General features: G+C 54.2%; 18 protein-coding genes, 1 pseudogene and 1 riboswitch. Of the genes and pseudogenes, 7 read left to right on the plus strand and 12 right to left on the minus strand.

Annotated features, from left to right (window positions below):
* Positions 1-145 precede the first annotated feature (145 nt).
* Positions 146-3619, plus strand: a complete 3474-nt coding sequence (locus tag LDN84_RS20820) for an Eco57I restriction-modification methylase domain-containing protein (RefSeq protein WP_223905521.1) — start codon at positions 146-148, stop codon at positions 3617-3619.
* Positions 3620-3626: 7 nt separating this feature from the next.
* On the opposite strand, the gene LDN84_RS20825 is transcribed toward LDN84_RS20820, so the two are convergent.
* Complete coding sequence (locus tag LDN84_RS20825; protein ID WP_223905523.1) at positions 3627-4466, minus strand: hypothetical protein; 840 nt, start codon at positions 4464-4466, stop codon at positions 3627-3629.
* Between the two features lie 363 nt (positions 4467-4829).
* Between LDN84_RS20825 and LDN84_RS20830 the strand changes: the two genes are divergently transcribed.
* Positions 4830-5141, plus strand: a complete 312-nt coding sequence (locus LDN84_RS20830) for a hypothetical protein (RefSeq protein ID WP_223905525.1) — start codon at positions 4830-4832, stop codon at positions 5139-5141.
* Between the two features lie 103 nt (positions 5142-5244).
* Here LDN84_RS20830 and LDN84_RS20835 read toward each other — a convergent pair whose 3' ends face one another.
* From LDN84_RS20835 to LDN84_RS20855, 5 genes are read right to left on the minus strand one after another with little or no spacing between them, the layout of a single operon-like run.
* Positions 5245-6177, minus strand: coding sequence for a TniQ family protein (locus LDN84_RS20835; protein WP_223905527.1), 933 nt, complete (start codon positions 6175-6177; stop codon positions 5245-5247).
* A complete protein-coding gene (locus tag LDN84_RS20840; protein WP_223905529.1) occupies positions 6174-7073 on the minus strand; it encodes a TniB family NTP-binding protein in 900 nt (299 codons plus the stop codon). Before LDN84_RS20840 ends, LDN84_RS20835 begins: the two co-directional genes overlap by 4 nt.
* The gene (locus LDN84_RS20845; RefSeq protein WP_223905531.1) at positions 7070-7864 is read right to left on the minus strand and encodes a Mu transposase C-terminal domain-containing protein; all 795 of its coding nucleotides are present in this window, start codon (positions 7862-7864) and stop codon (positions 7070-7072) included. Before LDN84_RS20845 ends, LDN84_RS20840 begins: the two co-directional genes overlap by 4 nt.
* 19 nt (positions 7865-7883) lie before the next feature.
* Complete coding sequence (locus tag LDN84_RS20850) at positions 7884-8996, minus strand: TnsB C-terminal domain-containing protein (protein WP_223905533.1); 1113 nt, start codon at positions 8994-8996, stop codon at positions 7884-7886.
* Positions 8989-9687, minus strand: a complete 699-nt coding sequence (locus LDN84_RS20855; RefSeq protein WP_223905535.1) for a TnsA endonuclease N-terminal domain-containing protein — start codon at positions 9685-9687, stop codon at positions 8989-8991. The genes LDN84_RS20850 and LDN84_RS20855 overlap by 8 nt, the downstream gene beginning before the upstream one ends.
* A 118-nt stretch (positions 9688-9805) precedes the next feature.
* Between LDN84_RS20855 and LDN84_RS20860 the strand changes: the two are divergent.
* Together LDN84_RS20860 and LDN84_RS20865 are read left to right on the plus strand one after the other, a co-directional pair.
* Positions 9806-10474, plus strand: a pseudogene (locus LDN84_RS20860) (ATP-binding protein); the annotation flags it as partial.
* Positions 10471-11697 (plus strand): MFS transporter, encoded by a 1227-nt coding sequence (locus LDN84_RS20865; protein WP_223905537.1) that lies wholly within the window; start codon positions 10471-10473, stop codon positions 11695-11697. The pseudogene LDN84_RS20860 and the gene LDN84_RS20865, both read left to right, overlap by 4 nt.
* 23 nt (positions 11698-11720) lie before the next feature.
* Here the strand turns inward: LDN84_RS20865 and LDN84_RS20870 are convergent, their stop codons facing one another.
* The 6 genes from LDN84_RS20870 to LDN84_RS20895 form a co-directional block, all read right to left on the minus strand.
* Positions 11721-12476, minus strand: coding sequence for an outer membrane lipoprotein (locus tag LDN84_RS20870; RefSeq protein ID WP_223905539.1), 756 nt, complete (start codon positions 12474-12476; stop codon positions 11721-11723).
* 140 nt (positions 12477-12616) lie between these two features.
* A complete protein-coding gene (gene metH / locus LDN84_RS20875; protein ID WP_223905541.1) occupies positions 12617-15445 on the minus strand; it encodes a methionine synthase in 2829 nt (942 codons plus the stop codon).
* A gap of 24 nt (positions 15446-15469) precedes the next feature.
* Positions 15470-15540: riboswitch (S-adenosyl-L-homocysteine riboswitch) on the minus strand.
* A gap of 160 nt (positions 15541-15700) precedes the next feature.
* The gene (locus LDN84_RS20880) at positions 15701-16390 is read right to left on the minus strand and encodes a dienelactone hydrolase family protein (protein ID WP_223905543.1); all 690 of its coding nucleotides are present in this window, start codon (positions 16388-16390) and stop codon (positions 15701-15703) included.
* A 110-nt stretch (positions 16391-16500) separates the two neighbouring features.
* On the minus strand, positions 16501-17259 hold the full coding sequence (locus LDN84_RS20885) for a TSUP family transporter (RefSeq protein ID WP_223905545.1): 759 nt from the start codon (positions 17257-17259) through the stop codon (positions 16501-16503).
* A 399-nt stretch (positions 17260-17658) separates the two neighbouring features.
* Positions 17659-19347, minus strand: a complete 1689-nt coding sequence (locus LDN84_RS20890) for a GMC family oxidoreductase (protein ID WP_223905546.1) — start codon at positions 19345-19347, stop codon at positions 17659-17661.
* Between the two features lie 91 nt (positions 19348-19438).
* Complete coding sequence (locus tag LDN84_RS20895) at positions 19439-19849, minus strand: hypothetical protein (protein ID WP_223905548.1); 411 nt, start codon at positions 19847-19849, stop codon at positions 19439-19441.
* A gap of 222 nt (positions 19850-20071) precedes the next feature.
* Here LDN84_RS20895 and LDN84_RS20900 point away from each other — a divergent pair, with 222 nt between their 5' ends.
* Genes LDN84_RS20900 through LDN84_RS20910 form a run of 3 tightly spaced genes read left to right on the plus strand, consistent with a single transcriptional unit; the run spans position 20072 to position 22962 of the window.
* Entirely contained in the window at positions 20072-21193 is a 1122-nt protein-coding gene (locus tag LDN84_RS20900; RefSeq protein ID WP_223905550.1) for an MlaE family ABC transporter permease, read from the plus strand.
* Positions 21190-21978: an ABC transporter ATP-binding protein gene (locus LDN84_RS20905; protein WP_223905552.1), complete on the plus strand. Its 789-nt coding sequence runs from the start codon at positions 21190-21192 to the stop codon at positions 21976-21978. The genes LDN84_RS20900 and LDN84_RS20905 overlap by 4 nt, the downstream gene beginning before the upstream one ends.
* 9 nt (positions 21979-21987) lie before the next feature.
* Positions 21988-22962, plus strand: coding sequence for an MlaD family protein (locus tag LDN84_RS20910; protein ID WP_223905560.1), 975 nt, complete (start codon positions 21988-21990; stop codon positions 22960-22962).
* The last annotated feature ends 32 nt before the right edge of the window (positions 22963-22994 follow it).

Genomic DNA, 22994 nt, shown 5'->3' on the forward strand with positions numbered 1-22994 from the left:
ATGGGATAAAACGGCAAGCAGTGACACCGAGTGCAATCGCATGGCTGGAAAATCGTGTGTATGCTGAAGTTATTTGAAATGAGCAATCTGAGACAGTGCAGAGAGTGATATGGTGACGGGCTAGTGAAATCAAACAAAAACGTAAATGGCTAAATTTTCATTTGACGAAACCATCGAAAAGCTCAAAGCCACCCCGGCGGGCAAAGAGGCCTCCATGTATGGGCCAATCCGAGACATTTTCATACAAGTATTTGGATATATTGCATCCGATGTTGACATTGATACTGCTGGAGAAGGTGGCAGACCGGATGTAACAGCAAGGGCTCCATCTGGTTTTGTTGACAGCAGAGACAATCCAATGAAAATAGATTGGGTGGTAGTGGAAGCCAAAGATGAACGCGGCTGCTTCATGAGTGCGAAGTACCGTGAAAAAATTTTTGGTCAAAAATCCAAATACGTAACTGCTGATACCGCTTGGTTTGTGATGGTGGAGCCTGATGCGTGGGTCATACGTCCAGTTGCTGGGGTAACACTGACCAGCAACGCCGATATTTGTATTCCCTTGGCTGGCTTGACTGAGCAGGATATGAAAACGAAAGCCAGTGTCCTTATGGCTTCTCAGGCAGGCGTATCAGAACGGCTAAACAGATTCAGGCAAGGAGATGTTTCGCTAATCGCCATCGACAAGCTCTCAGTTGACGCTGCAAGCACACCAAGTGAGCATGTAAACAACCGAATCACCTTGAATCGAAGACGATTTTTTCAACAAATTAGGCAGACCACCCAACATTTACAAAGTGCGGTGAGTGGCGCGATGGGACGGCTTGTTCCAGAAATTCAGAAATTTCAGGAAATGGCAGACAAGTTTTGGCAGGATTTTGACAAGGCCGATACCTGCTTTGACCAGCACTCACTTAGTTTGCATGGCAAGCCAAGTGGCCCTGATCAAAGCCGCCAACATGACAAGGAATCAGCACGGTTGAGACGAGAATTCGCAAAAAATCCCCATATTGCACGCTTGGCGATTAGTGGATTGAATGAATTTCAGGCGCGAACAGGCGTTGACGACGCAAAGCTCGCGGAGCTTTTTTCAATAGAAACTGCGAATTTGATTCTTGCAAGGGTTTTACTACTCAGGTTTTTTGAAGATCACAAATTCTTTGGTGAGTTGAAGTATGTATGTAATGGCGGTGTGGATGCCTTTCAAAAAATGCGCAGCTACTTCAAGTCCAGCTATACAAAGCTATTGGAGCAAGCTTATCAAGAGGGCAGTCGGCTCTACGCATCTGCATTTGATGAAACAGAACTTGATTGGATCGTTGGATCGTCAGATTCGACCCTATCAAGTGCGATAGAGCTGACACTTTTCCGATTTGCGCAATTCGATTTCAAAACGGTTAAGGGTGACATCCTCACCGGTATTTATGACCGATTCATGGATCGAGAGCAACGGAAAAAACTGGGTGAATTTTACAGTCCTCCCTCAATTGCAAGGTACATGATCAGTAGGCTCGCCGTCACAAGAGAAACTAGATCATTTGACCCGTCCTGTGGGTCAGGTACTTTCCCAATCGAGATTTATCGGCACATGGTGGGTAATGACCTTGATCGTGGTATGGCTGAATATTCTGACGTTGTATCTGTGCTTGAGCGTATCGCCGGAAACGATCTCAATACTTTCTCTGCTGTTTTGGCGCAAATTCAGATTCTTTGGCAGATTCTCTCTCTGAAAAGCGACATTGAGATTCACGGTTTTCCAGATTTATTGATCACAGCAAAGGTTAACTCACTTGTTGAAAGTGATCATTGGGAATCCCTGAGTCGTTTTACTGAGATTGATCAAACCAAGTTTGACATTGTGATTGGCAATCCACCATATGTAAGAGCAGAGAGAAGCTCACAAGCACTTGACAAAAGATCGTGCCTAGAGTTTGAGCGACCGAAAAGCGGGTTTCCTGGTGTTTCATCAAAACTGAATGCGTATGCACTTTTCCTATACCGTGCTCTGGACAGGTGGTGTAGATCAATTGATGAAAATGGAAATGCTGGAAAAGTTGCTTTTATCCTACCCGTATCCCTTTTTGATAGTAATGACACCGCACAGTTAAGAAAATTGTTTGAAATAGGTGGTCGTTGGAGAATATGCGAAATAGTTGATTTGGAGATTATTTGGAAATCTGTTTTTGATGCTAAGGCCATAACAGCTATTTTTATTGCGGAAAATAGACCGGCCATTACTTCTGATACGGTTTCAATAAGATTTGCTGATTATTCATGCGTAAAAATCACTGATTTAGATTCGGTTCCTGAATTTGATATTCGATCACTGAAGGAGTCAATAGTACCTTATGAAGACCTGTTTTCGCCCGACGGAAGGATTCTTACAAGAATGACTCCAGCACGAGTGAATATATTAAATAAACTTCAATCGGCAGAGACGTTTGCTAATATCGCCAAAGAGTTTTGGGTTCGGAAAGATGGTTCAAGAATAGTTGATTGGGTTGATGTAAAACCCATTAATGGAGTTTGGGAATCAAGAACCATGATTTCAGGTGGCATTGCTTTTAGAGGTTCGAAGCCACAATGCAATGATGGCATGGATGTTTATAAAGGAGAGAATATCGTTGCTGCTGAACTTCAAGGTGTACCCGCATTGACTCAGGCTGATATGGGATTAATTGATGATATTGGTTTATGGAAATACTCATCAATTCATCCAGCGCAAGGATTGGCTGTAGCCTCAGTAGCTCACTGTCCAAATGGTGTAATGTTCGATCCAAAAAAATTGACGTTTACCAATACCGTCACTATTCTCTTTCCGCGGGAGGAAGTTGCATTATTTCCACTTGATCTTTTGCTACTGTCAAATATTTACGTATGGTTTTATGCATTGGCTGGTCGAATGGGTGTTCTAGATACGCAACGAAGCCATATCTATCCAACAAATCTTGCTTTCCTTCCATGGAATAATAATCTTATAGAAGTTAGTGAAAACATTGAAGCAATGCGTGGAAAAATAGTTTCTGCGTGCGTACGTCGCTTCAATGCTGCCGAATCAATTAAATCAAATCTCAATCTCCTAGGGTTGGATACATTTAAAAATAGACTTCGTGATAATAATGATGCATTGCTTGCATGGGGTGATAATTTTTCAATTCCGAAACATGAGGTAATCATTGGAAATTTATCAGTCACTCAACATGAAACAATGTGGCGTGTACAGATTTCAAATGATTTTTTTGATTGGGTTGAGTGTAACGAACAAGATATTTCACTTGGATTGGCAATGGCTCTGGAACAAAAAATCGGGGAGTGTGTTGGAAAATCTGAAATTCTTAATATGGAAATTCCCGTTGCCGCGACTGAAATTACAGCCTGGAATCAGGTCATATTTGATCATCAGCTGAGCATGATCGCTTCTGAGATGGAAGATGCGTTGAGCACATTGGATATGGTTGTAGGTAAGGCTCTTGGACTTGATGAAGAAGATATTCAAACAATTCAAGGTGATTTAAGGACTGATCCATTCCTGATTGGAATACGTCCTCGGTATCCTGGTACTGTCACGCGGAAGCAGGGATTCAGGTCTGGACTTGATTCTGAGGATCGGTATTCTTGAAATGAACTTAATCCAAGGCAAGGTCATTTTTTTTGCGTTTAAATTCAGACGGTAGCCAGTAATCTACCCCATTTATAGTAAATGTGTCTCCCGCATTATCAGTGGACGCAACAGCGCTTTTCATAACCGCCGCTGTGATTTCCTTCTGCGCCACCCCATGAAAATAGGCCATCGCCACAGCAAGCAACTGCAACTGCTCGGACTGACTCCTATCATTCTCTGCCAACAGCCGTAGCAATTCAGTTTCCAGTCGCTTTTTCTTTGTCTTTTTCGCTTTGTCGTAGGCTGGTGTAAGCGTGATGTTTACCTTGTGGCCGTCACGCAAGTACCCAACAAAGCCTGAAACAGCAGCACGTTGCCCTGGAGTCGTGCCAAGGTATGCGTCCAGCATCTTTTGATCAGGCGGACAAACCTCTTTTGTTGCAGCTTGAAGCAACAACGCAGCAGCAGGAGTCATAGCCAGTCGTATTGATCTCCAGCTTGTTTTACCTTCCTTCTGCCCGGTGAGCAGTTGATCATGGTAGCCATCAAGGATCGCCCTCTGCGCAGTTCCAGTCTTGAATTTTTCCAAAGTAGCTGCAACCCGGCGTTGTTCAGAGTCTTCAGCTTTTGCCACTGCGTCCATCACCACTAAACCTGTTTCCATCATCCATCTCATCGGCAGCAACACTTTTCGCAGTCCTGGTGTCCCAAAATACTTCAACAAAATGGTGTACTCAGGAATTGCCTGCCACTGCTTTTCAATGTCCAGGAAGAAAGATAAATACCGATGGATCGTAATTGATGCTTTGTGTATTCCAACTTGTTCGCCCAACCACGCGCCAAAATTGGAAAAGTGTAAACCCATGGAAGGTACTGAAAATCCAGCACTGTCTATCGCTATGCGTTTGCCTAACAGTTCTTTCCAGTAGCATGGCTCGCATTGTTTTTTTCGTCCAGCGGGCATTGACTGGCTACATTTAGGGCAAGATATTTCACCAACGGTTAGACAGGCATGGCACAGCATTCGTCCATCAGGTGACTTCTCCAGAAGTCGGTGACGATTGCATGCACCACAATTCCCATGGTCAGAACGGGCGCATTTTTGACAGACGCGCTTGTCGTGGTCGAAGCGTGAAACACGGGTCAGCCTATTAGATAGAGCGCCACAAATTTCACATGGCTCTTTGATCCGAAAATACGGTGCGCAACTATTGCACACAGGGCCATATTGCGTGATTTTTCCAACTATGTAATCAATGGCTCCACACCTTGCGCATGGTTTATCAACCTGGCAACTCATGCACACAGCGTCAGCATCATTTTTTGGAAGCTTGGCAAAGTTGCCGCACTTAGGGCACATGCGGCGTTTGAAAACTCGTGCGTAACAGGTGGAGCAAAATTTGTGGCCTTTGTGGACGCGCCAAATTTTGGCTACATCTTTGCCGCATTCGTCACACATCTGAAAATCATGTGCTTGCTGTGTCATCGGTGTGCCATGTCAAGTTTTCGCTGCAATTTAGCCATCATTCGCTTCACCTGATATCTTGGCCGTGGGCCATCGATTCGTGCGCTTAAGCGCGTTGACTTTTCGCGAAGAGTGCGAGGCAACGAGGCCGAAGTATTCTTGATCCACGCAGGTAAAACTAGCCCGTGACCTGCAAGACCTTGTTTTGAAATGTTTGATTTTTTGAAGCGCCCCCATCGAATTTATCTTTGCTGACCGACATTATTGGCAACAGTGCAGCCAGCAATCTTTCGCGGTCATGTGTTTGAAGTGTCTCAAGATGGTTTCCTGGCTGCATCGGCGGGCTCATAGGCAATTGAACACCAATCAGTTTCAAGAATTCGCTCAAGGTTTGATTCTCACCTCTCTGTGCAACACGAATAAGCGACACAAAGTAATCAGCTAACTCAAACCATGGCGATATGCTCATGGCACTGGACTGAAACGTCCCAATGCCGTTCAACAAAACATCGTCAGCCACTAACTGAAATTTCAAGGCATCCGATACACAACCGCGAGAACTTGCTGTACGCAGATCAGCCTTGCATGTCGCACAAACCGTTATCAGTTCGTCTTCCGCCTCCAGTCGGTGATATTCAACTGGAGAATTGCAAGCATGGCATCGATCAAGTAGGGCATGGCCGTGTACTTTGCAGCACGTGTGCCATGCAAAACGCCAATGGATGCGGAAATACGGTCGGACATCATTTTTCAAACAGGCAGGGCAGTATTGAATGCCGCTATGGCGTTTAGTGTTTCTTGCACCAGGAGCAACAATCCAAGACCAAGTCGCTTTTTCAGGTGGTGTTCTGCCATAGATTTGTTTTGCAATTGGAAACAAACTTGCTGCTCGCAACGTGCCTTTTTCTATTCCAGATAGAACACAAATCCTATCAAGCCTGTCCTCATTGGCAAACCTATCGGCATCATGCGTCCAAATCCGCCACCTCGGCCAAACTGCGAAGGTGAGCGTCATCGGATCACAACCCTGCATCAATGCAGTACGAACCATCCATGAGGAAATGATTTCATCAGGTTGCGTTGACGCTACAACAGCCCAACGTGAATTCACAACACGAGTTCTCTAATGCCCCGAGTTGGACGAAGCCAAGCTTTGCCCTCAATGATGGCCTTGTCAATCTGCTCTTTGCCGCTTGTAATTGCCTCCGTGGCACACTTGATCAGCAACTGATGCAGATTACCAGTGTTGCCCTCTGAAATGGTGTGTAACAAACTAGCCAATTCGGGAGTATGAAGTTTTGAAGGATTTTTCAGTGGCAACACCTTCTCGAAGCCCACCAACAACTGTTGAAATTCTTTGTTCAGCTCCCACAATGGCAAGTTCATAACTTCAAAGCGGCTAGCGTGCTGCGGATCAGTGTGCAGCACACGAACGGCTTCTCTTGTGCCAACACCGACGATTGGAATTGCTAGTTCATTGCACAAAAGCTTGATCGCATTCATGACCTCGCGCTGTTTGACAGGCGTACCTGTAAGCAATGAATGAAACTCATCAATGATCAGTAACTTGACATGGCATTGCCGAAAAAGATGGATGACCTGATATCGCAGTTTTGAAGCTGGATCGGTCGCCCTGTATGGCGTAAAAAAACATTCCAGCAGGGATATATACAACCCTTTTTCATCAGCGCTTGGTGGAGCCTCTGCGACGATGATGGGTTTAACTGGATCAGAGTTTTCATCAACAGAACCTTGACCACACAAGTCCTTGAATCTACGCACCAGAGTTGTCTTTCCGTTGTTTGATTCACCTACGATCAACAGGTTTTGCATTCGAGGTTTTGACGGTTTATGCATCAAACCTTGCAAGTTATCAAGAATTTGTTGTGCCAGACGGTAACTGATCCAACGGGGCTGATCCATGAACTCTATTCGTTGCTTGTCAGTCATTCCTATGATGTGCCTGAAATCAGGATGTACGTGCTCGTATTTGGTCGTGGCGCTCATGCGATATCTCCAAAGGAATCCAAGTCACCATCAACCAGGCCTGAACTTGCCGAGATTGAAGTTATCGAGGGGGGAATCGGTGGTGGTAGCGGTGTAGCGGGTGACACCTTCTTTTCGTGTTCCTTGCGGCGTTGGCTTTGGCGGCGTGCTCTCTTGGTGCGTTCTTTCGATTCGTCAACCTGAGCCCGCATGTCGGTGAGCGCGTGCAAAAGCTGATGATCGTTGACGCTCTTTTTGCCCTCCCGTCGCAACGCGCCGATAACTTGCTGGTGTTCCCAGATACTCATTGGTGGGAGGGACTGATCAGCAAATGGGACTTTGAAGTATTGCTTTATTTCTGGATCAAAGAACGAGACAGAACTGATGTCTCTTGGGTCGCGTCTGAAAATAAACTTTCTTTTTTCTGTCTTATCAACTGGATCGCCAGCGTTGACCCACTGCCTCAAGATGTCTGCATAGTAGATCCTTCCATCGATGGTGACACCAAAAGCTTGAATGGTTCGGAGGAAGTGTGGAAGAAAGTCAAGCAAGACCGTTTGTCGATTTGATGGAATGGGGGGAATGCCAATTCCTTGAACACTTGCATTGCCAAACACGCCTATTTCCCACTTACGCATTGGTGTCATCCCGATACCACTATGCATTTTTTGGTGATAGACCTTACAAATTAGTGTCACCAGCCAGGTTTCAAACTCGGACTTTGTCATTGCAGCTTGTTTTTCTGAGTCGTAGCCCTCCTTCGCCTTGATATTGGAAAACGTTGTACCTGGCAGTTCATGAACCTCACGCATAAATGTGCCCAGCACGCGTTCAATGTGGCCCCCGTAGCGGGGGTGTTTTGACAGGTCGGAATTCCAAGTTGATTCCGTACATCGTGCATGATTGCTGAAAATTATCTGAGCGAAAATCAGCGCCGTTATCAACATAGATTTTTTTCGGTACACCCCAAACCGGCCATGTTGCGTCCACTTTGTGCAACAAAAGCCAATCGTCTTTCGGTAGAATTGAATGAGCTACACACATCGCTACAGAGGTTTCTGATGGTGGATCAAAGGACAAGTAGTACCCTGTGATCATCCGGCTATTGATGTCCATTGCCAATGAAATCCAAGGCCGATTAATTGGCTTTCTGTAGGTGTCATCGACAAGGATGATGTCCACAGGGGTGTGGTCAATCTGAATGACTGCAAGCGGAAAGTCCGCATTCGGAAAATGGCCAGGAACCGGAAGAAATTTATTTTTCGCTTTTTCTTTGAAGCCACGACCCCGAAGTCTTTCCTTTTCAGAAACGTCAGCAATTCTTGATCTGATGGTCGTCGGGTGAGGGGGCTCAACTCCTCGCAATTGGCATTGCCGAAGCACTTCTTCAACGGTTTTTGTGGCTGTAGGCCTTTGTGGCGTGAGATAGTATTTTTTGATTACATCAGCAACGACGGCTTCTGCCTGAATGGGTATCCGGCCTCTGCCTTGTGTCCAGCCGCTTTTTTGGGGAATAAGAGCCGCTACGGTTTTCATTCCCTTGTACTTTTGCAGCCAACGATATAGGGTGGCTGTGTCTACACCGACTTCTTTGGCTCGCAACTCAACTTCACGGCGACCTGGTGAAAAAGCAACTATCAAAGGTTGAATTGCAGCGAACCGCGTTTCAGCCACTTTCCAATCTGAATCACCAATTTCTGCAAGATCACTATGAGAATCATGTTTGCCCGCAGCGCCATTGTCTCCAACTGGCTGGAGTTCGAGGATTCTCAATGGCCTGCTTCTACCTGTTTCTACCGCAGTGCCAACGACCGATTCAAAGTCAATGATTTGCTCAATGCGGTAGATCACATTCTCACTTTTGACCAGAGCACCAACTTGAACATCCAGACGCTTCCTGGATGCTTCAAACTCTGGATTTTGCATATCGCCTGAATCACTCATTCGTTGGTATCCATAATTCAGTGAAATCATCCAGTGGACGAGTCATGTCGCAATCCAATTGCCTCGTTGCCAGCAAGTGCCAAATGTGTGCTCTTCCTTGGCGCTCAAACATACTTCCCATGAAATGCCTGGCTAGGATGTAGTGATAGGGCGCAACACCCATGGCGCGGACATTCTCAAGAACCCACTTTGTCTCCTCAACGGCAAAGTTCATACGTTGGTAAATGGACAAAAAACCGATGTTGTCGAAAACGACATCCCTTATTCTGGATTCGTCATGAATATGGAACTCCCATCCCTGCTCTTTGGCATATCGATAGGCTGCTTTCCACTTTGGCATCCATTCACGCCAATGTTTTCGCCACTCTGACTCCGGCTTCACTTCGATCAACATCGGTTTTTGGCAGGCTGCAAACGAAGCGTTTTTGTGAGTGCGGTAATAGACTAGGAAATCGGGTGTGTAGGTGTAAGTCTGTTCATTTTTGGATGTAAACGGAATCTGGACAGGCTGGGGAATGATGTCAAGCACGTAAAGGCTGAATTCCTTGCGGATTAAAAAGTCGCGTTCTACAGTCGATTCGTAGGGAATTGCTGTTTCACCACGAAAGGGATAGGTGCCAGACACGCTTCGACGAGTCGGTTTTATCTTGCGGGTTTGCTTCGGTTTAACGGAGTCGCATTGAATTTGCATAAAGTAGAATGCAGTCGCATTGAATGTTAGTAACAGTATCGCATTGAATTCAAAAAATGTTCAGCTAAGTTGTTGATTTATGGTAGTCATTGTCGCATCTTATTCGAAAAGTCACAGTGGCTCACCACCTCGACCCGGCGAAATTTCATTGGCCCATAACGGTATTCTGTTTCTGGACGAGTTGCCCGAATTTCCCCGTGCGGCGCTGGAAGCCTTGCGTGAACCCCTGGAAACCGGCCGCATCAGCATCTCCCGGGCGGCACGGCGGGCTGATTTCCCGGCACGCTTTCAATTGATTGCCGCCATGAACCCTTGTCCCTGCGGCTATTTGGGCTCCACACAAAAAACCTGTCGCTGCACCCCCGACCAAGTCGCCAGATACCAAGGCAAACTCAGCGGCCCCTTGATTGACCGCATTGACTTGCATGTCGAAGTGCCTGCGGTCAACACCGCAGAGCTGATGAACGCACCACCGGGCGAAAGCAGCGCCAGCATCCAGACACGCTGTGTAGCCGCACGTGAACGATCCATGGCGCGCCAAGGCATGTCCAATCAGGCGCTACAAGGGCAAGCGCTGGAACAACACCTTCATCTGGATGATGCTGCGGCCAAATTTTTCAACGTCGCGGCCGCACGGCTGGGCTGGTCAGCGCGCAGCACGCACCGAGCCTTGAAGGTGGCACGCACCATTGCCGACTTGGGCGGCGCACACCATACACAAGTTACCCACGTGGCCGAAGCCATGCAATACCGCCGGGCCCTACAAACCAGGCAAGGGCAGGAATGACCAAGACCACAAACTATGACCCACGGCTGGTGCTGCGCCTGTCGGTGGCCCAACTGATCAGCTGGGGCAGCATTTTTTATATGTTCTCTGTGGTCCTGGAGCCGCTGGAGCATGATCTGGGCCTGAGCCGCGCCCAGGTGTCGCTGGCCTTTAGCCTGGGTTTGCTGGCCGAAGGGCTGATGGCCTACCCCATTGGCCGCTGGATTGATCAGGGCCATGAGCGACGGGTCATGACTGGCGGCTCGGTACTGGCCGGGGGGTGTCTGGCCCTGCACAGCCAGGTCACCAGTTTGACCGGGCTGTACCTGGTATGGGCGTGTTTGGGTGCGGCGATGGCGGCCGTGCTGTATTCACCCGCATTTGCACTGGTCACGCGCCGTTTTCCGCACGACTTTCGCCGCGCCATCATCACCTTGACTTTTTTGGGTGGTCTGGCCAGCACCGTTTTTATTCCCCTGATCGCCAGCCTGATGCACAGCTTGGGCTGGCGCAATGCCCTGCTGTGCCTGGCTCTGCTGCATCTCCTGGTGTGCGCACCCTTGCATGCGTTCACGCTCAAAGCCGCGCCCAAACGGGCATCACGCCAAGCGCTTCAGACGCAGGATGCTGCGCCAGCTTCGACCCAGGAGGTGCGGCATTTGCTGCGCACGGCACCCTTTCTACTGATTGGTGTCTTCACCGTCTTGCTGATGTCCGTCACCGTCGCCATTCCCGCCCACATGGTGAGTCTGCTGCGCGAAAACGGTTTGCCGCCCGCCTGGGTGATTGCCTTGCCTGCCAGCATTGGTTTGACACAAGTGTGTGGGCGACTGCTGCTGTATTTTTTTGAACACCATTTTGATTTACATCTGGCCAACCGTCTGATACCCATGCTGATTCCGCTCGGCCTGCTGATGCTGCTGGCAGCGCCCCACACCGGATCATGGCAAGTCACGATGGTGGGGATGTTTGTGGTGGTTTATGGGCTGGGCAATGGCATGCTCACCATTGTGAAAGGCACCGCCATCGCCCAGTATGTGAGCCGCGAACACGTTGCCACACTCAACGGTGCCCTGGGTGTGCCATTGGCATTGGCACGCGCTGCGGCACCTGTCCTGATGGGATCAATGTGGTCACCACAAGTGGGCTACAGCCACGGTTTGTGGCTGCTGTTGGGATTGAGTGTGCTGGGTGTTGCCGCTTTGACGCTGACGCAACACCTGACCTTGACGGATCGGGCCTAGAAAGCTTGCCCACTGATCTAGATCTAGCGTGGCAACAAGCTGTCGCCCTGTACCCGCACCTGACTGCCCACTGAAGCTGGCGCGGTTTGCCGAATCATGCGGTGACTACCATCCTCCATGCGCACACTCACATCGTACTGGGTGACCTTCTTCATCTTTTTTTCAACCGCATTACCGGCCATGCCGCCACCCACTGCACCCAAAATGGTCGCCAGCGTTTTGCCCGTGCCGTCACCCACCTGATTTCCCACCACGGCCCCCAGCACCCCACCGGCAATAGCACCAGCACCGCTGCCTGCACCCTGTACCTCCACCGGCGTGACACTTTCAACCGTGCCGCAATCCACACACATCACCCGCACCGGCTCGGGCGCACGCGCCACCGCAGGTTCGGGGTTTTGCGGATGTACCACTCGGGGAGACGCACTGGGTTCAAACACCTCGGTAGCTCCTGAATTTGTAGCTGTCTGCGCTTGTTTGACGTGCGCTACAGGCTTATTTTGCGTAGAAACATGGGGTTTCACCACCCCTGTGGGACTGGTCGCTTGGGCGGTACTGGCTGAACTGGCGATCACCGGACTGGCAGCCGCGGAGGTCTGCGCCACCGGCGCACTGGCACTCAAGGCCGGCAAGACAGCAGTGTGTGGTTCAGCGGGCTGACTCTGAATACGGATCAGCGTCACCCCCATGGCCAACACGGCCACCCCCAACACAGCAATGGCAACCCACAGGGGTTTGTTGGTACCCGAGGTTTGACCTGGAGAAACTGCAGAGTTCATGGATAAAGTCCTCGAAAAAATGTGAACACCTCCACAACGCAACACAGACCCGAATGGTCGACCGCTGTTGGCGTGTTTTATGTAACAGCGCGTAAAGCATGCCACCGGGGCTCATCCACACCGCAGAGGCAGAGCCAGGCTTACAAATTCGGGGCCAGCAAGCGCTGCAGGTCGCGTTCAGCCATGCCGCGCCGCGCCGCCAAATCCTGCAACTGGTCTGCACCGATCTTGCCCACATTGAAGTAGACCGCATCCGGGTGCGCCAGGTAGAAGCCGCTGACACTGGCCGCTGGGGCCATGGCCAGGCTTTCGGTCAGCGTCATGCCGATTTCTTCACATTGCAGCAGTGCAAACATGTCTTTCTTGACACTGTGATCCGGGCAAGCCGGGTAGCCGGGCGCGGGGCGGATGCCCTGGTATTTCTCGGCCATCAGCTCGGTGGTGCTCAGCGCCTCGTGGGCGGCATAGCCCCACAAATCAGTGCGCACTTTTTTGTGCAGGCATTCCGCCAAAGCTTCAGCCAGGCGGTCGGCCAGAGACTTCAACATGATGGCGCTGTAGTCGTCGTGCGCGGCCAGGAACTGGGCTTCTTTTTTCTCAAGTCCCAAGCCCGCCGTCACCGCAAACAGGCCCACATAATCGGTCAGCGCCTTATTTTTTACGTCATTTTGGCCTGTAGAGCTTGTATTTGTTGCGCAAGCAGCTTCGTTATTAATAGCATCCTTAGGAGCCACAAAATCCGCCAGACAGCGGCTGGGGCGCAGCACGCCGTCAATCTCTTCCTTGGCGGCTTGCTGGCGCAGGCCGTACCAGGTCATGGCCACGCTGCTGCGGGTTTCATCGGTGTAGAGCGCAATGTCATCGTCATTGACCCGGTTGGCCGGGTACAAGCCCAGCACCGCGTTGGCGGTGAGCCAGCGGCCTTCGATGATTTTTTTCAGCATGGACTGGCCGTCGGCATAGACCTTTTTCGCTTCAGTGCCCACCACTGCGTCGTCCAGAATGGCGGGAAATGGCCCGGCCAAGTCCCAGGTCTGGAAGAACGGGCCCCAGTCGATGTACTGGGCAATCTCGGCCAGATCAAAGTTCTTGAACACCCGTCGGCCAATGAACTTGGGAACCGTCGGCTGGTAGCTGGCCCAATCCACCGGGGTTGGGTTAGCCCGCGCCTGGGCCAGTGGCCACAGCGGTGTGCGCTTTTTGTTGGCGTGTTGCTGGCGCACCCGTTCGTAGTCGGTGTTGAGCTCGGCCACAAACGCGCTCACACCATCCCCCAGCAGGCTTTGTGCCACGCCCACACTGCGCGAAGCATCCGGCACGTAGACAACCGGGCCGTCGTAATGCGGCGCAATCTTCACGGCGGTGTGGACCCGGCTGGTGGTGGCCCCACCAATCATCAGCGGCATTTTGCGCAGGCGGAAGTAGTCGTCTTTTTGCATCTCACCGGCCACGACCTGCATCTCTTCCAGGCTCGGCGTGATCAGGCCGGAGAGCCCAATGATGTCGGCCCCCTCGGCCTTGGCCCGCGCCAGAATTTCATGGGCGGGCACCATCACGCCCATGTTGACCACGTCGAAGTTGTTGCACTGCAGCACCACGGTGACGATGTTTTTGCCAATGTCATGCACGTCGCCCTTGACGGTGGCCATGATGATCTTGCCCTTGGTGGCCACGTCACGCCCGGCGGCTTCGTCGCGGCGTTTTTCTTCTTCGATGTACGGAATCAAATGCGCCACGGCCGATTTCATGACGCGGGCGCTTTTCACCACCTGCGGCAAAAACATCTTGCCCTGACCAAACAGGTCACCGACGATGCTCATGCCAGCCATCAGCGGGCCTTCGATCACGTGCAGCGGGCGGCCCCCCTTGGCCACGATGGCTTGGTAAGCCGCTTCGGTGTCTTCCACAATGAAATCGGTGATGCCGTGCACCATCGCATGGGAAAGCCGCGCCTCAACCGTCACCGGGTGCTCGGGCGTGCCGCGCCATTCGAGCTTCTTGCTTTCATCTTTCGCGCCACTCTTGGCCGTTTCGGCAATTTCCACCAGGCGTTCGCCAGCATCCGGGCGGCGGTTCAGCACCACGTCTTCGACCCGCTCACGCAGCTCGGGCTCCAGATCGTCGTAGACACCGACCATGCCCGCATTGACGATGCCCATGTCCATGCCAGCCTTGATCGCGTGGTACAGGAACACGGTGTGGATGGCTTCGCGCACCGGATCGTTGCCGCGGAACGAGAAGCTCACGTTGCTCACGCCACCCGAGACCTTGGCACCGGGCAGGTTCGCCTTGATCCAGCGTGTGGCGTTGATGAAATCCACCGCGTAGTTGTTGTGCTCTTCAATGCCGGTGGCAATGGCGAAGATGTTGGGATCAAAAATGATGTCTTCCGGCGGGAAACCCACCTCATCCACCAGGATGTGATAGGCACGCTCGCAAATCTGGATCTTGCGCTCGTAAGTGTCGGCTTGGCCTTGCTCGTCAAACGCCATCACCACGGCGGCAGCCCCGTAGCGGCGCAACAACTTGGCCTGGCGTTTGAACTCCGCCACCCCTTCTTTCATGCTGATGGAGTTGACCACCGGCTTGCCCTGCACGCAGCGCAGACCGGCTTCAATCACGCTCCATTTGCTCGAATCAATCATCACCGGCACCCGGGAAATGTCGGGCTCGGATGCGATTAAATTGAGAAACTTCACCATGGCGGCCTGGCTGTCGAGCATGGCCTCGTCCATGTTGATGTCGATGATCTGGGCACCGTTTTCCACCTGCTGGCGTGCCACGCTCAGGGCCTGGTCGAACTCGCCATTCAAAATCATGCGGGCAAAGGCTTTGGAGCCGGTCACGTTGGTGCGTTCACCAACATTCACAAAAGTCGCACTGGGGGCGGCATCGGCGGCGACGGCAACGCCAATGGTCAAAGGCTCCAGGCCGGACAATTTCATGGGGGGGACAACAATTTCAGACATGCGACTCACCTGTAAACGTCAAAAAGCAGGTGAGCGTCGTTGTGAATACCCAAGCCTGACAGGTGAATCCACCTGCTGCAACGCTCCTTGGGGAGGCTGGATTTTACGGGCTCTGGCACCACCTCCTGAACGACCCGTACCCGGCGTGGGTTCCAACAGCTTCCCACTGCCCTGTTTGGCAACCAGGCAGGTTGGATGAGCTATTTAAACCATAGCTGCTTACGCAGAAAATAAAAGGGCCACAGCCCATTTGACTCATGAACTCACATGCTGCGCCAAAAAAACCAGTGTGCGCTCTTTGGCCAGCGCTGCGGCGGCGGCGTCATAAGCGGCACGGTGGTCGCAATTAAAACCATGTGAGGCCGGGTAGAGGTGTACCGTCACCTCGGGATGCGCCTGCGCAAAGGCGCGCGCTGTCTCGACGGGAATGGCGTGATCGAACTCACCAAAATGGCACATCACCGGGCATTGCGGCTGGCGGGCGACCTCCACCGGTGTGGTCATGCCACCACCGTAGTACGGCACGGCGGCGCTGACACCCGGCAACTGGCAGGCCGCACGCCAGGCCAGCAAGCCACCCCAGCAATAGCCGACAAGACCAACCTTGCCCGCCTGTGCGGCATAGGCGATGGCGGCTGCGATGTCGGGCATCACCCCTGGTGCGGGCAAGCCCTCCACGGCAGCCTTCAACTTGACCCCTGCGGCGATGTCCTCAGGGGTGTACGCCATGTCCACGTCAGCCTGCACACGGTGGAAAGTCGCCGGAGCCACGGCCAGATAACCCTGTGCGGCATAGGCATCCGCAGTGGCACGTATGTGGGCGTTGAGGCCAAAAATTTCCTGCAACACCACCACGCCACCACGGGCCGGGCCCTGCGGGTAGGCCACATAAGCAGGCACTGAAAAGCCGTCAGCGGCGGTGAGGTGGATAAAACCATTGTTCATGTCAGGATGCCCCTTGGTGAAAACCGTTGTGCCACACCACGTGTGCGGCCAAGATAGTAAAAAAACCGTGTGTCAACACAGACTGGCGCAGGGCCAAAGCAGCTGAAGCCCTAGCGCCAAAACGCATCCCAGCTGGTCTTGCAAATCAGCGCACTCACCACCAGCAAAAACACCACCCGCACAAAACCTGTGCCATGTTTGAGGGCCAGGCGCGTCCCGGCCAGGCTGCCCAGTACATTGGCAACGGCCATGGCCAGCACAAAATGCCACCAGATGTGCCCCTTGGCAATGAACAACGCCAGTGCTGACACGTTGGTCGCCGTGTTCACCAGTTTGGCGGCGGCAGAGGCACTCAAAAAGTCGTAGCCCAGCAGACGCACAAACAGGAACACCAGAAAACTGCCTGTGCCCGGACCAAAAAATCCGTCATAAAACCCGATCACCACACCAATCCCAGCCGCCACCAGTTGCTCTTGCAGACCGTGAAAGCGTGGCGTGTGGTCGCGCCCCAGTTCTTTTTTGGCCAGGGTATAAAGCAGCACCGCCAGCAACACAAACGGCAGGGCTTTGCGCAAAAACTCGGGGGAGATCACCGTCACCAGCCAGGCCCCGGCCAACGAGGACAACAGCCCGGCCCCGGCCGCAGGCAGCAGCGCGGCCCAACGCATGTGTACTTTTTGGCTGTATTGCCAGGTGGCCATGCCGGTGCCCCAGATCGACGCACCTTTGTTGGTACCAAACAACGTGGCCGGGTGTGCGGTGGGGAAAACCGCAAACAGGGCAGGCACCAAAATCAGCCCGCCGCCGCCCACAATCGAGTCCACAAAGCCGGCAAACAACGATGCCACAGAGACAATGAGTAATTCCATAGAACCCATTATGACATTCAGCCTGGCCACAATTAACTATCAATAAAGTAGCTGCCAGCGCTTGCCATTCATGGGCTAGATGCCAATTCTTCTTGTGATTTATAGCGCCCCAAGCCCACCTGCGGTACGGATGATGGAAAGGGACGTGACAGAATTAAAAAAGGCACCGGGGTTGCCGGTGCCTATTCTGTTTTTTGTTGTCAGACCACTTTGGGTCGGATCTCCTGGGGCCTCTCGTCTTAAACAGACACATCGTCTGCAAGCGATGGCGAGACTTTATGCGGCAAACCAGTGCAACACTATTAGGATATTCCCTGTTGGGGTTCACCCTTGGTGTCTTCAACGCTGTTTGACACACGCCTGTCACGCCCATCTGCCAGACCATCCAGCGGGGCTCAGCTACTGCCCCGCCATCACCCAGCGAGCGGCTTTCTCCGCCATCATCAGGGTCGGCGAGTTGGTATTGCCGCTGGTGATGACCGGCATGGCTCCGGCATCCACCACCCGCAAACCGGCCACTAGACCACCGGGACCACGCACCCGCAAATGACTGTCAAGCACCGCCAGCGGGTCACCGTCACGCCCCATGGCGGTGGTGCCCACCGGGTGAAAGATGGTGGTGGCAATATCGCCCGCCAGCCGGGCCAGATCAGCATCGGTCTGGTATTGCACACCAGGCTTGAATTCCTGCGGCTGGTATTTGGCCAGTGCGGGTTGTGCCACGATAGCGCGCGTCAGGCGCAAAGAATCCGCCGCCACCTGACGATCTGCCTCGGTACTGAGGTAATTGGGTGCAATCGCCGGGGCCACGTTGCAGTCTGGGGACTTGATCTGCACCGTGCCGCGGCTGCTCGGGTTCAGGTTACACACGCTGGCGGTGAATGCAGGAAAACTGTGCAGCGGTTCGCCAAAGGCCTCCAGGCTCAGCGGCTGCACATGGTATTCAATGTTGGGATACGGCTGGCGGGCATCACTGCGGGTGAAGGCCCCCAACTGGCTCGGGGCCATGCTCATCGGGCCGCTGCGCTTGAGGGCGTACTCCAGCGCAATCTGCGCCTTGCCCAGCCAGGAGTTGGCCTGCGCATTCAGCGTTTTGACCCCTTGCACCTTGTAGACCGAACGAATCTGCAAATGGTCCTGCAAATTGGCCCCCACACCGGGCGCATCATGCAGCACCGCAATACCATGGCGCTGCAACAGTTCAGCCGGGCCAATACCCGAGAGCTGCAACAGCTGTGGCGAGCCAATGCTGCCGGCACTCAGAATCACCTCGGCCGTGGCGCGGACACTGACCATGCCGCTGGTGGTGCGCACAAGCGCACCGGTGCAACGCAGCTGGCCGCTGGCTTGTCGCTCAATGTTGAGCCTGACCACCTGCGCCGATGTCCAAAGCGTGAAATTGGGGCGGCTGGTGCAAGCCGGTCGCAAAAAGGCTTTGCTGGTGTTCCAGCGCCAGCCGCTTTTCTGGTTGACTTCAAAGTAACCCACACCTTCGTTGCTGCCGGCATTAAAGTCCTCGGTGGCAGGAATGCCCGCTTGCTGCGCGGCTTGGGCAAAAGCATCCAGCACATCCCAGCGCAAACGCTGCTTCTCCACTCGCCATTCACCCCCCGTACCATGGAGTTGGCTGAAAGATTCAAGCGTTTTCGAGCTATAGCGCTTGTCATTGTTGTGCAAGCAGCTATCTAATTTGTAGTGATTTTCATGCGCCATGAAATCCGGCAAGGCGGCCTGCCAAGCCCAGGAAGGGTCGCCGGTGAGCTGCGCCCACTGGTCATAGTCACGCGCCTGGCCACGCATGTAAATCATGCCGTTGATGCTGCTGCACCCCCCCAGCACCTTGCCGCGCGGGTAGCGCAGGCTGCGCCCGTTCAAGCCGACATCGGGCTCGGTCTTGTAAAGCCAGTCGGTGCGCGGGTTGCCAATGCAATACAGGTAACCCACCGGAATATGAATCCAGTGGTAGTTGTCTGCACGGCCCGCCTCGATCAGCAGCACACGCCTGGAAGCATCCGCACTCAGACGGTTGGCCAGCAGGCAACCGGCCGTACCCGCGCCGATGATGATGGTGTCGAAAGTGGTACTCATGGGGTCAGACTTTCCTTGGGCAGTAGAACCAACGCAAGTATGCCTTGCCCATGGGCCGAAGTCGATGCACCCAGCACACCCGCGTTCGGGCTTAAACCACAGCCTCCAGATCGGACAAAGCCGCCCGCGACGTGGCCAGCGCCATGCCCAGATTCACCGATTTTTTGCAGACAAAACAAGCGATGTAGCCCGGATGCCTCTTGCCACGCAAAAACACGTGGATGGCGTGGTCACTGTTGACAATCACCTCCTGAAAATAGTGGTGACTGTTCATGGCCAGGCCGCGTGACTTCTTGAACATGTTCTCGATAGTGACCACGTTTTTGCCGGCAAACAAGTCGCTTGTGGCGGCCGCCAGAATGTCCACCACCTCTTTGGGATGTGAGTCAATCGTGTTCACCGCCATCAATAACCCCGTAGACAGATCCACATAGGCTGCCGCCAGACACTCGGGAACGGAACTCATGGCCATCGCAAGTGCCTGGTTTAATTTGTCTGTCATAAATGATTTCCCGGAATGTTTGAAACAAAACTTGATGAGTGAACCCCCTCACACACGGCCAAGCAGGTTCAGAATTTCTTAAGCATGAAGCGTACATGTCATGAACTTACCTTGTGTAACAACATGTAACCACAAGATGCGGCCACGCTGCCAGCGCCGCCGCATGCTAGCGTGTCGTCATGTCACTGGCGTTACCGTTACGATGCGAGCCTGAAGATTGCCATGCCAGAAGCCACCCCCACCCTCACCCTGCAAGCCACCAGCGATGGCCGTTGTGCGCGGCTGGGCGGCAGCTGGAGTGCGGCCTGTCTGGCGATACCCACCACCTGGGGGCGCATCAGCCCGGCGCTGGCCCAACTGACGACAGACGCACCCGGCTGGGACTTGAGCGCGCTCACCCGGCTCGATCACACGGGTGCCCAGCTGCTCTGGAACACCTGGGGCCGCCAGTGGCCTGCCCAGCTACAGGCCAGCCCCGGTCAACGCGCCATGCTGGAGCGGGTGGCCCGCTTCACAGCCCTGGACACCCCACCGCCCCACCCGACCTGGTGGCAGCTCTTTTTGAAACTGGGCGGAAAACTCTGGCTGCTGTGGGATCACGCGCTGGGCCTGCTGCGGCTCACCGGGCAATTGATGCTGGACTTGGTCGCCTTGTTGCGGGCACCCAAACGCGGCCCCTGGCGCGATGTGTCGGGTAACCTTTACCACATCGGGGCCACGGCACTCCCCATTACCGCGCTGGTGGGGTTCATGATCGGCATTGTGCTGGCCTACCTGATGTCGCGCCAGTTGCGCCAGTTTGGGGCCGACACCTTCATTGTCAACATTCTGGGCATCGGGCTGATCCGTGAACTGGGGCCGATGCTGGCCGCCATTTTGATAGCCGGGCGCTCCGGCTCGGCCATCACCGCCCAAATCGGCGTGATGCGGGTCACCGAAGAGCTCGATGCCATGCGGGTCATGGGTATTGCCAAGGGTTTCCGGCTGGTGCTGCCACGCGCCATCGCCATGGCCGTGGCGATGCCACTGATCAGCGTCTGGACCACACTGGCCGCCTTGCTGGGTGGCATGCTGGCGGCCGACGCTGTGCTGGGTGTCACGCCAGCCTATTTTTTCACCGCCTTGCCACGTGCCGTGGCGATTGGCACCCTGTGGCTGGCCTGCGCCAAGTCGGTGGTGTTTGGCGTGCTGATTGCCCTGGTGGGTTGTCACTACGGCCTGCGCATCAAACCCAACACCGAGAGTCTGGGCCAGGGCACCACCTCATCGGTGGTGACCAGCATCACCGTGGTGCTGTTGGTGGATGCCCTGTTTGCCGTGGTTTTCAGGAACGTGGGGCTATGACGGCTGCCGTGGTAGAGATTGACCACCTGTGGTCGGTTTTCCGCAGTGGTGGGATGGATGCCGTGGTGCACCAGGATTTGAGCCTGCGTATCCAGCCGGGTGAACTGTTGTCCATCGTAGGGGGCTCCGGCAGCGGCAAAACCGTGTTGCTGCGGCAGATTCTGGGGCTGGAAACCCCGGCGCGTGGCCGTGTCACGGTGCTGGGTGAAGCCGCCGCCAGCATGGGCCGCGAGGGTGCGGCCAGCCGGGTGGGCATGCTGTTCCAGCATGGCGCGCTGTTTTCGGCCTTCAGCGTGCTGGACAACATTGCCTTCCCCCTGCGTGAACTCCAAACCTTGCCCGCCGACCTGATTCACGACGTGGCCATGGTCAAGCTGCGCATGGTCGGGCTGGATACCAGCGCAGCCCACAAAATGCCTGCCGATTTGTCGGGCGGCATGATCAAACGCGCGGCACTGGCCCGCGCGCTGGTGATGGACCCGCCGCTGTTGCTGCTGGACGAACCCACCGCTGGCCTGGATCCCGGCAGCGCCGACGAGTTTTGCGCCCTGCTGCAATCCCTGCACCAGGAACTCGGCCTGACGGTGGTGATGGTCACACATGACCTGGACACCTTGCTGGAGCTCTCCACCCGCATTGCGGTGGTGGCCGACAAACACATCGTCACCGAGGGCACCGCCGCGCAGGTCATGGCCTACCCGCACCCGTTCATCCAAGAGTATTTTTTAGGCGAACGCGGCAGACGCGCCAGCACCCTGTTGCACACCACCCCCCCAACCAGTTAAAAACGCCTTATGGAAAACAAATCCCACGCGCTGGCCGCAGGCAGTTTTGTGCTGCTGCTGACGGCTACCCTGATCAGTCTGGCGGTCTGGCTGACGCGCGACACCCGTGAGCTGGACACCTATGAACTCGCTGGCACCGTCAACATCAGCGGCCTGCAACCCCAAGCCAGCGTGCGCTACCTGGGCGTGCCGGTGGGCAAAGTCAGCGCCATCCGGCTCGACCCGCAAACCCCCGGCCAGGTATTGGTGCAAATTTCGGTGGATGACAGCGCCCCCATCACCACCCGCACCTTTGCCACGCTGGGTTTTCAGGGTGTGACCGGGCTGGCCTTCATCCAGCTCGACGATGCGCCCGCCCCCGCCGGGGCCGCCGCCACCCCGGAGCCCTTGCCGCCCAACAGCCGTTTGCTGCTCAAACCAGGGCTGATGAGCAAGCTCACCGACCGTGGTGAACGCCTGCTGGGCCAGCTGGAGCAGTCCAGCGAGCGCGTCAACCAGCTGCTGTCTGCCGACAACCAACGCACCTTCATGAATGCCATCAGCCACATCGACCAGGCCGCTGCCGAGCTGCAACAGCTCACCGCCCAAGCCCGCAGCAGCTTGCCCGCGCTGGCCCAGTCCAGCCAGGACACGCTGGACGTGCTCAAAGCCACCTCCTTGCGGGTAGGCGACAGCGCCGATGCGGCACGCACTTCGGCACGCGCCTTTCAGCGGGTGACCGAGCGCATGTACGCCCCCGGTGGCACGCTGGACCAACTCAGCCTGGGGGCCGACATTCTGGTCACCACCGGCCAAACCTTGCGTGTCAACACCTTGCCCAGGGTGGACCAGGCTGTGCTGGATGCCGCACGCACCACCCGCCAGCTGGGCGACCTGACGCAAACCCTGATCGACAACCCGCAAGCCCTGCTGCTGGGCAAGCCCAGCGTGGCCCCCGGCCCGGGAGAACCCGGATTCACGGCACCCGCAGACCAGCGCCACTGAATACCGCACATCCACCTGCCACCAGCTCCTTC

The organism is Rhodoferax lithotrophicus (assembly GCF_019973615.1).
Classification (GTDB): domain Bacteria; phylum Pseudomonadota; class Gammaproteobacteria; order Burkholderiales; family Burkholderiaceae_C; genus Rhodoferax; species Rhodoferax lithotrophicus.